The sequence below is a fragment of the Sphingomonas sp. genome (assembly GCF_031361285.1).
Classification (GTDB): domain Bacteria; phylum Pseudomonadota; class Alphaproteobacteria; order Sphingomonadales; family Sphingomonadaceae; genus Sphingomicrobium.
Map to the genome: position 1 here is coordinate 23721 of NZ_JANMCO010000089.1, position 11387 is coordinate 35107.

At 63.2% G+C, this 11387-nt stretch carries 11 protein-coding genes and 1 pseudogene; 5 read left to right on the top strand and 7 right to left on the bottom strand.

What is annotated here, in order from left to right; translation table 11 throughout:
- The first annotated feature begins 66 nt into the window (after window positions 1-66).
- The 3 genes from RMO25_RS08805 to RMO25_RS08815 are packed head-to-tail and all read left to right on the top strand — an operon-like array spanning window position 67 to window position 2413.
- The gene (locus tag RMO25_RS08805; RefSeq protein WP_309662231.1) at window positions 67-651 is read left to right on the top strand and encodes a DUF1285 domain-containing protein; all 585 of its coding nucleotides are present in this window, start codon (window positions 67-69) and stop codon (window positions 649-651) included.
- The gene (locus tag RMO25_RS08810; RefSeq protein ID WP_309662232.1) at window positions 648-1226 is read left to right on the top strand and encodes a CoA pyrophosphatase; all 579 of its coding nucleotides are present in this window, start codon (window positions 648-650) and stop codon (window positions 1224-1226) included. Before RMO25_RS08805 ends, RMO25_RS08810 begins: the two co-directional genes overlap by 4 nt.
- A complete protein-coding gene (locus tag RMO25_RS08815; protein ID WP_309662233.1) occupies window positions 1217-2413 on the top strand; it encodes a CCA tRNA nucleotidyltransferase in 1197 nt (398 codons plus the stop codon). The genes RMO25_RS08810 and RMO25_RS08815 overlap by 10 nt, the downstream gene beginning before the upstream one ends.
- Here the strand turns inward: RMO25_RS08815 and RMO25_RS08820 are convergent.
- The 3 genes from RMO25_RS08820 to RMO25_RS08830 form a co-directional block, all read right to left on the bottom strand.
- Window positions 2410-2631 (bottom strand): DUF378 domain-containing protein, encoded by a 222-nt coding sequence (locus RMO25_RS08820; RefSeq protein WP_309662234.1) that lies wholly within the window; start codon window positions 2629-2631, stop codon window positions 2410-2412. The two genes, RMO25_RS08815 and RMO25_RS08820, sit on opposite strands and share 4 nt — an antisense overlap.
- 111 nt (window positions 2632-2742) lie before the next feature.
- Window positions 2743-3354 carry a LuxR C-terminal-related transcriptional regulator gene (locus RMO25_RS08825; protein WP_309662235.1) on the bottom strand — a complete coding sequence of 204 codons (612 nt, stop codon included), beginning with the start codon at window positions 3352-3354 and terminating at the stop codon, window positions 2743-2745.
- Between the two features lie 99 nt (window positions 3355-3453).
- Window positions 3454-4581 (bottom strand): hypothetical protein, encoded by a 1128-nt coding sequence (locus RMO25_RS08830; RefSeq protein WP_309662236.1) that lies wholly within the window; start codon window positions 4579-4581, stop codon window positions 3454-3456.
- Window positions 4582-4694: 113 nt separating this feature from the next.
- On the opposite strand from RMO25_RS08830, the gene RMO25_RS08835 reads away from it, so the two are divergent.
- Window positions 4695-5564 carry a hypothetical protein gene (locus RMO25_RS08835; protein ID WP_309662237.1) on the top strand — a complete coding sequence of 290 codons (870 nt, stop codon included), beginning with the start codon at window positions 4695-4697 and terminating at the stop codon, window positions 5562-5564.
- A gap of 43 nt (window positions 5565-5607) precedes the next feature.
- On the opposite strand, the gene RMO25_RS08840 is transcribed toward RMO25_RS08835, so the two are convergent.
- The 3 genes from RMO25_RS08840 to RMO25_RS08850 form a co-directional block, all read right to left on the bottom strand.
- On the bottom strand, window positions 5608-7254 hold the full coding sequence (locus tag RMO25_RS08840; protein ID WP_309662238.1) for an EAL domain-containing protein: 1647 nt from the start codon (window positions 7252-7254) through the stop codon (window positions 5608-5610).
- Window positions 7255-7451: 197 nt separating this feature from the next.
- Window positions 7452-9674 carry a DNA topoisomerase IV subunit A gene (parC, locus tag RMO25_RS08845; protein ID WP_309662239.1) on the bottom strand — a complete coding sequence of 741 codons (2223 nt, stop codon included), beginning with the start codon at window positions 9672-9674 and terminating at the stop codon, window positions 7452-7454.
- 151 nt (window positions 9675-9825) lie between these two features.
- A complete protein-coding gene (locus RMO25_RS08850; protein WP_309662240.1) occupies window positions 9826-10023 on the bottom strand; it encodes a hypothetical protein in 198 nt (65 codons plus the stop codon).
- Window positions 10024-10272: 249 nt separating this feature from the next.
- Between RMO25_RS08850 and RMO25_RS08855 the strand changes: the two genes are divergently transcribed.
- Window positions 10273-10938 (top strand): hypothetical protein, encoded by a 666-nt coding sequence (locus RMO25_RS08855; RefSeq protein WP_309662241.1) that lies wholly within the window; start codon window positions 10273-10275, stop codon window positions 10936-10938.
- A gap of 70 nt (window positions 10939-11008) precedes the next feature.
- Here the strand turns inward: RMO25_RS08855 and RMO25_RS08860 are convergent.
- Window positions 11009-11182, bottom strand: a pseudogene (locus tag RMO25_RS08860) (GNAT family N-acetyltransferase); the annotation flags it as partial.
- Between the last annotated feature and the right edge of the window lie 205 nt (window positions 11183-11387).

Below are 11387 nucleotides of genomic sequence, written 5' to 3' on the forward strand. Positions count from 1 at the left end.
CATTGCGAGGATCATCGTGACGAAGCAATCCAGTCTGTGCATGTGGATTGCTTCGCTTCGCTCGCAATGACAGAGGGCGCCATGCCCGAAAGCCGCCCCCCAATCGAGCTTCACGGCCTCAACCTGGGTGAACTCCAGGCGTTGATCGACCAGCGCCGCTTGCCGCCTGTTGACCAATGGCACCCGGAGCATTGCGGCCATTCGGCCATGCGGATTGCCCGCGACGGCACCTGGTACCACGAGGGCAAGCCGATCCACCGGCCGGCGATGGTCCGGCTGTTCTCAACCGTTCTGCGCCGTGAGCCCGACGGCCGTCACATGCTCGTCACCCCGATTGAGAAGCTTGAGATCGAGGTCGACGCGACCGCCTTTCGCGCCGTCGAGATGGAGTCCGAGGGGGAGCACGAACAACGCCGCATCGCGCTTCGGCTGGACAGCGGCGATGCGCTGATTCTCGGCCCCGACCATCCGCTTCGACTGGTCGCGGACGACCACGGGCCTTCCCCGCGCGTCCTCGTTCGCCACGGGCTGGAGGCTGAACTTGCCCGGCCAGTTTATTACGAACTCGCCGAGATTGCGCTGTCTGAAGGTCATCAGCCGCCGGGCGTATGGAGCGACGGCGTCTTTTTCCCGCTGGGCCCCGCGCAATGAGTCTCGCCGATCGGCTCCGCACCGGACTGGAACGCCCGGCCGTCGATCCGCTCCTCGCCGGCGACGATTCCAGCTACGCGGGCGCTCCGACCCCCGCCGCCGTGCTGATCGCGATCACCGACCGGCCCAATCCCGGAGTCATTCTCACCGTCCGCCACGCGGATTTGCGCACCCACGCCGGACAGGTCGCCTTTCCCGGCGGGCGCATCGATCCGGGCGAGGATGCAGGCGCCGCCGCTTTGCGCGAAGCTTGGGAAGAACTCGGGCTGGAGCCGGACAAAGTCGAACGCGTCGCATCCCTCGATTCATACCTTACCGTCACCGGATATAGTGTGACTCCAATCATCGGCGTTGTTCCGCCCGACCTGGTCCTCGCGCCCCACGAACCGGAAGTCGCCGACTGGTTCGAAGCGCCGCTCGGCTTCATCCTCGACCCCGCCAACCAGGCCCGTGAAAGCGTGCTGTTCGAGGGCCGCGAGCGCCACTATTACCGGATCGACTGGAACGGCCGGAACATCTGGGGGGCGACTGCGGCAATGATCGTCAATCTATCGCGCAGGCTGCAATGGCGCTGACGCTCGACGCCGCCAAGTGGCGCCGGCGCCCTGGCATCCGGCGCCTGTTGAAGGCCCTTGGCGCCGACCAAGGCCTGACCCGCTACGTCGGCGGGGCAGTCCGCGACGATCTCCTCGGCCTGCCGGTAAACGACATCGATCTTGCTACCCGGATTCGTCCCGAGGACGTGGTCGAACGGCTCGAAGGCGCAGGCATCAAGGCGGTCCCCACGGGAATTGAGCATGGGACCATAACCGCGGTTAGCGACGGGCAGCCGGTCGAAGTTACCAGCCTGCGCCGCGACGTTTCGACCGATGGCCGCCGCGCCACCGTCGCATTCACCGACGACTGGCAGGAAGATGCGGCGCGGCGCGACTTCACCATCAACGCCTTGAGCGCTGACCCCACGTCCGGCGAGATTTTCGATTACTTCGGCGGTCTCGATGATCTGCGGGCGCGCCATGTTCGCTTCATTGGCGAGCCGCTGGCGCGCATCGCCGAGGACCATTTGCGGATCCTGCGCTTTTTCCGCTTTCATGCCCGCTTCGGGGCCGGCGAACCCGACGCGGCCGCGCTTGATGCCTGCGCCGCCCGCGCCAACGATCTGATGGCTCTGTCGCGCGAGCGCATCGCCGACGAACTCCTAAAACTGCTCGGACTGCCCGACCCGGCGCTGACCGTGGCAATCATGCTCGACCGCGCGATCCTCAGACCCGTGCTGCCCGAGATCGCGCCCGGCGCCGTCGGCGCGCTGGCACGGCTCATTACCGCCGAGCGCCAAGCCGGCATTGAACCCGACGCGCTGCGGCGTTTCTCGGCGCTGCTGCCGTCCGAACCTTTGCTGGCCGAAAAAATCGCCGCGCGCCTCAAGCTTTCCAATCGCGCGCGCAAGCGGCTCGCCTGCGCCGCCGATCGCCGGCTTGGCGACAATCCTCGGGCGCTCGCCTATCGTGTCGGAGTGGAGTGCGCGGTCGACCGGCTGCTGCTCGCCGGAGAGCCGGCCAGGGCAGCGTCGGTGATCCATTGGCGGATCCCGAAGCTGCCCCTCGGCGGCGGCACGCTGATTGCTAAAGGTGTGCCGGAAGGACCGGCAGTAGCGCGGACCTTGCGACAGATTGAGGACCGCTGGGTCGACGAAGGTTTCCCCGAGGGGGAGGCGTTGGCACGGATCGTCGCCGAAACGCTCGCCAGGCCCGATCCCCGCTAGGCCCGCTGGGTGCGGGTTTCGCCGGCGCTGAGGCCCTGGAACAGCGGGATCAACTGAACCACCGCCGAAATTCCGACCAGAACGTAGACGATCCGCGACAGCGGCGACATGTCGCCAAACAACGCCGCGACCAGGTCGAAGTCCAACAGTCCGACAAGCAGCCAGTTAAGGCCGCCGACTATCACCAGGAACAACGTGATGAAATTAATGGCACGCATGCGAATTCTCCAAGAAAGGGGCGCCGGCCGCGGGAGGGAGCTAGGGGCGGCCGGCGATCCTGCTTTAATAGGCTCCGGCCGTCACCGTCTCCATACGGGCTTTGGGCTGCCCTACAGGCCCGCCTCGACGGCAATCCGGATCGCTTCGCCCGTCGTGGTGACGCCAAGTCGCTCGATGAGTAGCGCGCGGTGCATTTTGACGGTCTTTTCGGCGATCCCCAGGCGGTGCGCGATCTGTTTGTTGAGCAAGCCCTTGGCGACCAACTCGAGCACCTCGCGCTGGCGGGCCGGCAAGGTCTTGACCAACGCCGCGGCGCGCGAACGCCGGCTCGAGAATAATTCCGACGGATGCTCGCCAAGGTCGACCTGCGAGCCCAGAAACCAATCCAGCTCGCCGTCCACGCCGAACAGCGGCGTGACCATCACGCCATTGCGGAACGGCGTTCCGTCGCTGCGGTAATTGAGGATGTCGACCAGCACCGGTCGCCGGGCGTGGATCGCGCTGCGAATCTGTTCGGTCAGCCACGGCTCGGTCGAAGCGCCGGCCAGAAACCGGCAGTTGCGGCCGAGGATTTCGCTTTCCGAATAACCGGTCAGCGCACAAAATGCCGGATTGGCGACCTCGATCGGATTATCGGCGTGGCGCGGGTTCGTGATCACGCTCGCGATCGGGCTCGCCGCGATCGTTTCCGCCAATCCCTGGTCGTCGAATTCACCCGCCACTTGAAAATCCCTGGCCGCGGCTCCCGGGCTAGGACGCTTGGCCACGATTCTCAACGCAATGCGACTGGTCCATTTCGTTGTCATTGGGACAAGCGGTTGTCAGATCGTCGGCGCGGCAAGCATCGCCAGCGACGACAGCACGCGCACCAAGTCCTGCTGGCGATTGACCCCCATTTTGAGGAACACCGCTTTGAGCTCGCTTTTCGCGGTTGCCGGCTTGATGCTCAGCGATTTGGAAGCGCTCTCGAGGCTGTGACCGCCGGACAAGGCGCTTGCCAGCCGCGCTTCCGCATCCGTCAGCCCATAGAGCTGGGTCAGGATCGCCGCCTTGACGCAGGCGCGGGCCGCAGTGTCGTGAGCAATCACCAGCACTTTGGCCTCGGCTGCCATCAACTCTTCGTCTGCGGCATTTAGCGGCGCCACGAACACGGCGTACGGTCTTGCGCCGCTAATGCGTGACACCCGTACCCAGCCATCCGCGGCGCCCGGCGACCTGACGAGCGCGGCTTCGCGGATCGTCGTGTCGAGCCCGGTCTGCTCCGACGCGAGCCGGGTGCGGAGCTTGCCGCCGGCGAAGTAGAGCCCGTCCGCGACCGCGAGCACGGACGCCGCAGCGGTGTTCGCGAACAGCAGCTTGCCGGCCCCGTCGAGCGCGAACACCGCCTGCGGCAACGCCTCGAGCACCGCTGAGCTGAAGCGATCCACCGATCGTAGGGTGCCGAGCTGGTCGGCGAGGTCCACGGCGCGCGCTACATGGGGCGCGATCAACTTAAAAAGTCGGATTTCCTTGCTTTGGACGTGCCCCTGCCCAGGGCTGCGTTGAAGCGTGAAAACCGCTCGGTATTGCCGTGTTTCGGCCAGACCGCAGCCGATGAAATAGCGTAGATCGTGCTGCCCGAACCAATCGTACACCGGGTCGCTATCCATTTCTTTGCCGCTGATGAGCAGGGCGTCGCAAACGAAATCTCGTTGTGGATTTTCGATCATGTAGCGCGTGCGACGACAGATCGGCTGATATTGCTCGGTATAGGTGGCGCACTGTTCAGCTGTGAATCGGCCCGCCAGGTTGAAGCCTGGATCACCGTTCTCCTTGGGAACGAAACCGATCACCGCACCGACGCTACCGGTCAAGTCCTCGATTGAGTGGAGTGCCTGTTCCCAGAGGCTGTCGTCGCCCGCGGCCGCATAAAGCTTCTGCACGGTGTCGCTGAACCGATCGAGGATCATGCTTGGCCCCCGTCTCATCCCCCAAACGGGGGATGTTAAACCCTCGTTAAATGGAAGTAAAATGAGCCGGTTGAAGAAACGCCCGTCCGCGCTCGCGAAGGGGGAGAGTCGCCATGTTCCGTCCGCTAATTATCGCTGTATTGCTCGTCACGACCGCACCGACGATTGCACGTCCGACGAGCGCGACTTCATCGCCGGAGGTCATCTTCACCCTTACATCGCGAAGTGGGACCTACGATCTCAGAGTAGCGAACGAAGACGGCACGGGCGCTGCGTCGCTTTTCAAGGGGAATAGTCAACTCAACGGCAAGTTCGGCCCGCGCGCCGACCGCACAATTGCTTTCTGGAACGGAGGCAATCTGACGTTGTTAACCTACGACGCGACCTCGACCGGAGTTCGGACCACCGGCACTCGCGTCCTTCTCAACAGCGGGCGTAACTTCGCCTCTCCGTTCGATTTCTCAGGCAGGGACATCGCGTGGTGGCATCCCGAAACCGGCGACCTCCATAACTATAATCTCGCCAGCGGCACCGACAGCATCCTCTTCAACGTGCCGCAATCCAGCAGCGTATCCTTCAACCCCGACGGGACCGCGATTTTCTATTCGGAGGCGATCGGATCGACCGATTATGTGATGAGACGAATTCCAATTACCGGCGGCAGCCCGACGGACGTGGGCATCACCGGTCATATCATGCTGTTCGACACCGGACACCAGAGCGATAAGTTCGTCGTTTCCTATCAGGTCACCGGTGTTGGTCCGCATCTCGACTATATTCCTGCTGGGGCGACGTCGGGAACGACGTTCGGAAACGGCTACGGCGGCGCCTTCCGTTGCGATGACAGAGTGATCATTTTCCGTCACCCCACCGGCAATAACTCGTCGAATACGTTGAAGTACGACGTACAGACCAACACCACGTCGACATTCTCGTCAGATAATAATGTGGTCTTCGCGAGCTATATGCCGACCTGCAATTGAGAGGGAGGAGGAAGTGCGCCACTTCTCAGCTGGCGCGCGCCAATCATCTCCCCTTGCGCGAGCGCCAATAGTCCAGCGCCGCGGCGGGCTCGAGCGGCTTAGCGTAATAAAAACCCTGCCCGCTCGCGCAGCCCAGCGCGGCTAGTGTCGTCGCCAGTTCGACCGTCTCGATGCCCTCGGCGGTGGTCGACATACCCAGCGCTTCGGCAAGGCTCAGGACCGCGCGGACGATCGCCACGCTGTCGGGGTCAACCATCATTCCGGAAACGAAGCTGCGGTCAATCTTCAAGACGTCGATCGGCAGCCGCTGGAGAAAGGCCAGGCTCGAATAACCGGTGCCGAAATCGTCCATCGAAACGGTGCAATCGAGCGCTTTCAGGGCTTCGAACACCCGAGTCGCGCGCCCCGGGTCCTGGACAATCGAGCTTTCCGTCAATTCGAGCGTGAGCCGGTCGCCGGTCAGCCCGCTCGATTTCAGGGCGCCGGCAACCACGCCGGCGACGTCGTCGCGCGCCACCTGGATCGCCGACAAATTGACCGCGACATAGAGCGGCAATTTCTCGCCGGCGGCGCGGTCCCAGCTGGCGAGAGTCTGGGTCGCCCGGTCCATCGCCCAGCGGCCCAGGGTCAGGATCAACCCGCTTTCTTCGGCTACCGGGATGAATTCGGTCGGACTGATCTCGCCGCGTTCTTCGTGGGTCCAGCGCGCTAGCGCTTCGAAACCGGCCACTTCGCCCGATTTGAGATCGATCAGCGGCTGGTAGAACAGCTTCAACTGGTCCTTCTCGAGCGCCCGGCGAAGCTCGGTCTCGATCGAAAAGCGGCGTCGCGCCAGGCTAGCTTCCTTGGGCTCGTAAACCTGTGGCTTGCCGACCTGCTTGGCCTGCTTGACCGCGAATTGGGCGTTGCGGAACAACTCCTCGGGATCCTGGCGGGCATCCATCAGCGCCACCCCGATCGCGCATTCGATGCGGATCTCGAGGTCGGACAGCCGGAACGGCGTCGTCATCACCTGCTGGATGCGCTCGGCCGCTTTCAACGCATCTTCGACCCCGCGGCGCAGCGACACCAGGACGCCAAATTCATTGCCGCCGGTCCGGGCCAAAATGTCGCCGCCACGCAGCGCCAGGATCAGCCGCCGCGCGAAAGTGATCAGCAATTCGTCCCCGGCGAGGCCGCCCATCGATTCATTGATCCGGCTGAAGCGCAGCATGTCGACCACCAGCACTGCATGCTCCAGGTCGCGCGAGACTTTTTCCCCAGCCTTTTCGATCGCTTCGGTGAAGGCCAGCCGGTTGGGTAGACCGGTCAGGCTGTCGCGCAACATTTCGGCGCGCAGCGTGCGTTCGGACTGCACTTCGACGGTGCGGTCGACGAGGCTCAGCAAGCAGCGAGGCGAGGCGCCATGGGCGCGTGGCAACGGCGCCAGTTTCATCCGGAAATAGTGCGCGGCGACACCTTCGCCGTCCTGGAATTCGAGCTCGCCGACGGTGTCGGTGCCGGCAAAGAAATTGGTCAGCAGCTCGGCGATTGGACCGTCTTTCAGGCAATCCGCCTGGTCCCATTCGAGCGCGCTGCAGGTGGATGCCGAGACGGTTTCGCGAAAGCGCGAATTATGCGCCAGCACGTGGATGCTACCATCGTCATGCTGAGTGACGACGGCGGCAGCGATCGGCAGGGCACCGAGCAATGCCGCATCGTCCGCCGTCGCTAGGTGCGGTTGTGCGCCGGAATTGGTCCTGCGCCGAGGCCCCGAAGGTCCCGGCAGCCGGTTTGCTGCAGCCTGCATGGGGCTGTCCTACGGCGAGCGAAGTTAATTCCGAGTATAGTATGTGACGGCAAACAGCTGATCGATATTGGCGGGCATTTCCCTCATGAGGGAACTGGTCACCCGAACCGATTGCTCCTCGGGAAACCCAATGGCGGCATCCGCCCTGCCGCACCGCGCGCCGTCCGCCATGCCGTCAAGTCACTCTCGGTGCGCGTCCGCCCGGTTTCTCCACCCAAGGCCCAACTCAGTCCGTCGGCAAAGCGGAAAGCGACCGCATCGGCCAGCCCCCCATCGCGGTATCGTTGCAACGTCACGCCTTGCCCCCGATGCAGTTCCGGCAGCTCGGATAGCGGGAACACCAGCATCTTTCGGTTCTCGCCGATCGCCGCGATCGTGTCCGCGCCCGCGGGGATCTCGCGCACGACGGCGACACTCGCCCCGGCGCGCAAATTGACTAGCTGCTTACCCTTGCGTGTCTCGGCCAGGGTCGCTTCGCCCGGCGTCACGAACCCGCGCCCGTCAGATGAGGCTAGCAGCAGTTTCGCTTGTGGCCGCGCGACCATGAAGGCGGCGATCCCGACCTCTGCGTCGAGATCGATCAGCAGCCGCACCGGCTCGCCGAACCCGCGGCCGCCGGGCAATTTGTCGCCGGCCAGCGTGTAAACCCGCCCATTGTCAGCGAACAACGCCAGCCGGTCGGTGGTCTGGGCATGGAAATCGCGAAACGGCCCGTCGCCCTCGCGCCATTTGAGCGCGTCCACTTCTTCCTTGGCCAGATGCCCCCGCATTGCCCGGATCCATCCGCGCTGCGACAACAAAACGGTAATCGGCTCTTTCTCGATCATCGCCGACCAGTCGACCTCACGGGTCACGCTGGCTTGCTCGATGCGGGTTCGCCGATCATCTGCAAAACGCTCGCGAACCGCCGCCAAATCCTTCTTCAACCGGTTGCGCTGCTTGATCGGGCTGCCGACCAGCGCGGTCAGTTCCTCTCGCTCCTTGGCCAGGGCCGCCCGCTCCTTGCCAATCTGCATCTCCTCCAGCCGGCGCAATTGCCGCAGGCGCATGTTGAGGATCGCCTCGGCCTGGCGATCGTTGAGCGAAAATTCCGCGATCAGCACCGGCTTGGGTTCGTCCTCGGAGCGGATGATGGCGATCACCCGGTCGAGGTTGAGGAAAGCGATCAGGAAGCCGTCGAGCAACTCCAGCCGCTCGTCGATCTTGCCAATGCGGGTGTTCGAGCGGTTGAGCAGGACTTCGATCTGGAACGCCAGCCACGCGGTCAGCGCCTGTTTGAGGCTCATCACCCCCGGCCGCCGCTCGGCGTCGAGGACATTGAGGTTAAGCGGGAAGCGGATCTCGAGGTCGGTCAGCCGGAACAGACTTTCCAGCAGCAAATGCGAATCGACGGTCCGCGACCGGGGCTCGAGCACTAGCCGCACCGCCTCATCGCTCTCGTCGCGGACGTCGGCGAGGATTGGCAATTTCTTGTCCGCGATCAGCCCGGCAATCTGCTCGATCAGGCGACTCTTCTGGACACCGTAGGGCATTTGGCTGACCAGCAGGTGCCAGCCGCCGCCCTTCTCGCGCTCGACCGAGATCGACGCCCGCAGGCGGAAGCTGCCGCGACCGGTGGCATAAGCTGCGGCGATGCTCTCCCGGCTGTCGACCAACACGCCGCCGGTGGGAAAGTCAGGACCACGCACGAATTCCATCAAAGCAAGATCGTCGGTCTTGGGATTGTCGATCAGCTGCGCCGCGGCGTCGATCAGCTCGGCGACATTATGCGGCGGGATCGATGTCGCCATGCCCACCGCGATGCCGCTCGCGCCATTGGCGAGCAGATTGGGGAACAGCCCCGGAAACACCTCGGGCTCTTCCTCCTCGCCGTTGTAGGTCGCCTTGAAATCCACCGTGCCCTCGTCGAGCCCGGCCATCAATTGCGCCGCGACCGCGGTCAGCCGCGCTTCGGTGTAGCGGTAGGCGGCGGCGTTATCGCCGTCGATGTTGCCGAAATTACCCAGGCCGGCGACCAACGGATAACGCAGCGCGAAATCCTGGGCGAGCCTGACCATCGCGTCATAGACGCTCTGGTCGCCGTGCGGATGATATTTGCCGATGACGTCGCCGACCACGCGGGCGCTTTTCTTGAACGCCGCGGTCGGGTCGAGCCGCAGCAGCCGCATCGCCCACAGCAAGCGGCGGTGAACCGGCTTCAAGCCGTCACGAACATCGGGGAGCGAACGTGCGGTAATCGTTGACAGCGCATAGACCAGGTAGCGCTCGGACAGAGCGGCACCGAACGGCACATCGATTTCGGACTCGGCGGTGGGTTGCATGGGGCCGCCCTAGCAATCGCGCCCCATCAGCGAAAGCGGCACCTGGCCAGTCCGCGCCGGGGATAATTCGGTGGACTAAACAGGGATAGATCGGGTCACCGACCGGCGCACCACCTTACGTGCGGGTCGTCGCGCTGCGCCTTGCCCGGAGCTATTTCGATCGGTGAGGATAGTGCTTCAAATGACGCTGCCCGCGCGCCTTCATCGACCCTTCGAGTAGCCGGTTGGAGGTTTCCTCGGCGGCGTCGGGGGTCAGGCCGACGTCGACGCCATCGGGGCCTTGAATCAGCACATCGCCTTCTTCCGCGGTGACAGTGCTTGGTTGCTCGTAGATTTTTTTGCTCGCCATTGGTCTGAAACGGTACAGTCGGCATCGTGTTGCGTCCACACCGACGCGCCGACTCCGGACGGATCCCATACCGCTTGCTCATGATCGAATAAAGTAAAACGCTTGTAATAACTTAGCCGGCCCGACGATTGCAGTCGTTGACATTAATATTGCCCCTCAGTTCCATTCACTCTCGATGCATCCCCATGGCCGTAAATGCGTTGTTACTAGGACGACCGACTTTCTCGGCGATTTATCAAGGATTTCACTATGACGATCTTCAAGACAATTTTGATCGGTTCGGCCGGTCTTGCGATGGTCGCCGGCGCGGCAGCACCTGCCGCGGCGCAATATGCGCCCAATTATGGCTATAACAACGGTGGCACGACCATCGGTGCAGTGATTAATTCCGTGCTCGGTGGTGGCCGTTACGGGGCTTACGGCCAGGGCAACGACCGGATCGCCGTCGACCAGTGCGCCCGGGCCGCGGAAGCGCGCGTCAGCCGCGACTATCGCAACTCTGGATCCGGCGTCTATGCACAGGGCAATACGTTCCCGGGCCAAGGCTATCCCGGCTACAATCCCCAAGCCTATGCTTATAACAGCGGCAGCCAGGCTCGCGTTGTCGGGATCACCGCGGTTGAGCGCCGGTCGAATGGCCTCAAGGTGTCCGGCGTGATCGATTCAGGCATGCACCGCGGCTACGGCAACCAGGGTTACGGCTATACCAACCAGGGCTATGATCCGCGCTACGGCTACCAAGGCTACGATCCGCGTTACGGCAACCAGGGCAATACGTTCCCGGGCTATGGCAATCAGGCTTATGCCAACAGCGCCCAGTTCGCCGATCTCCGTTTCAGCTGCCGCGTCGACTATCGTGGTTATGTGTCGAACGTCGACATCAGGCGCAACGTCGCCGATCGTCGCGGTTACTAAGTCCGCCTAGCCTCTATCAGGGGGCGGAAATGCGCGCGGCCGGCAACGGTCGCGCGTATTTTTTTTCCTGCTAGCGGACCTCGATATCGAAGTGCAGCACGTCTTCGCGCGCGCCCAGTTTTGAATAAAGCGCGACCGCCGGCGCATCGACAAGGTCGGCCTGCACATAGATCACATAAGCGCCGCGCGTTGCCGCGATCGCCTGCAGCTGGTCGATCAATGCGGTCGCGATGCCGATGCGCCGGCGCCCGGTCAAGCATTGGCATAACCTATGTTAATAAAAAGCATGGCAATTATATACTTGAGAAAGCAGCCAACATGTTACAAGGTGATCGGGACAGGCCGGAGCTTCAGATTACAGCGGCTTCTTTAGATAGGGCAGCTGTCCTGGTTTCCAGTTACGATCCAGAGACTGATCATCCACGGGATGTTGTTCGATCCATTCTTCG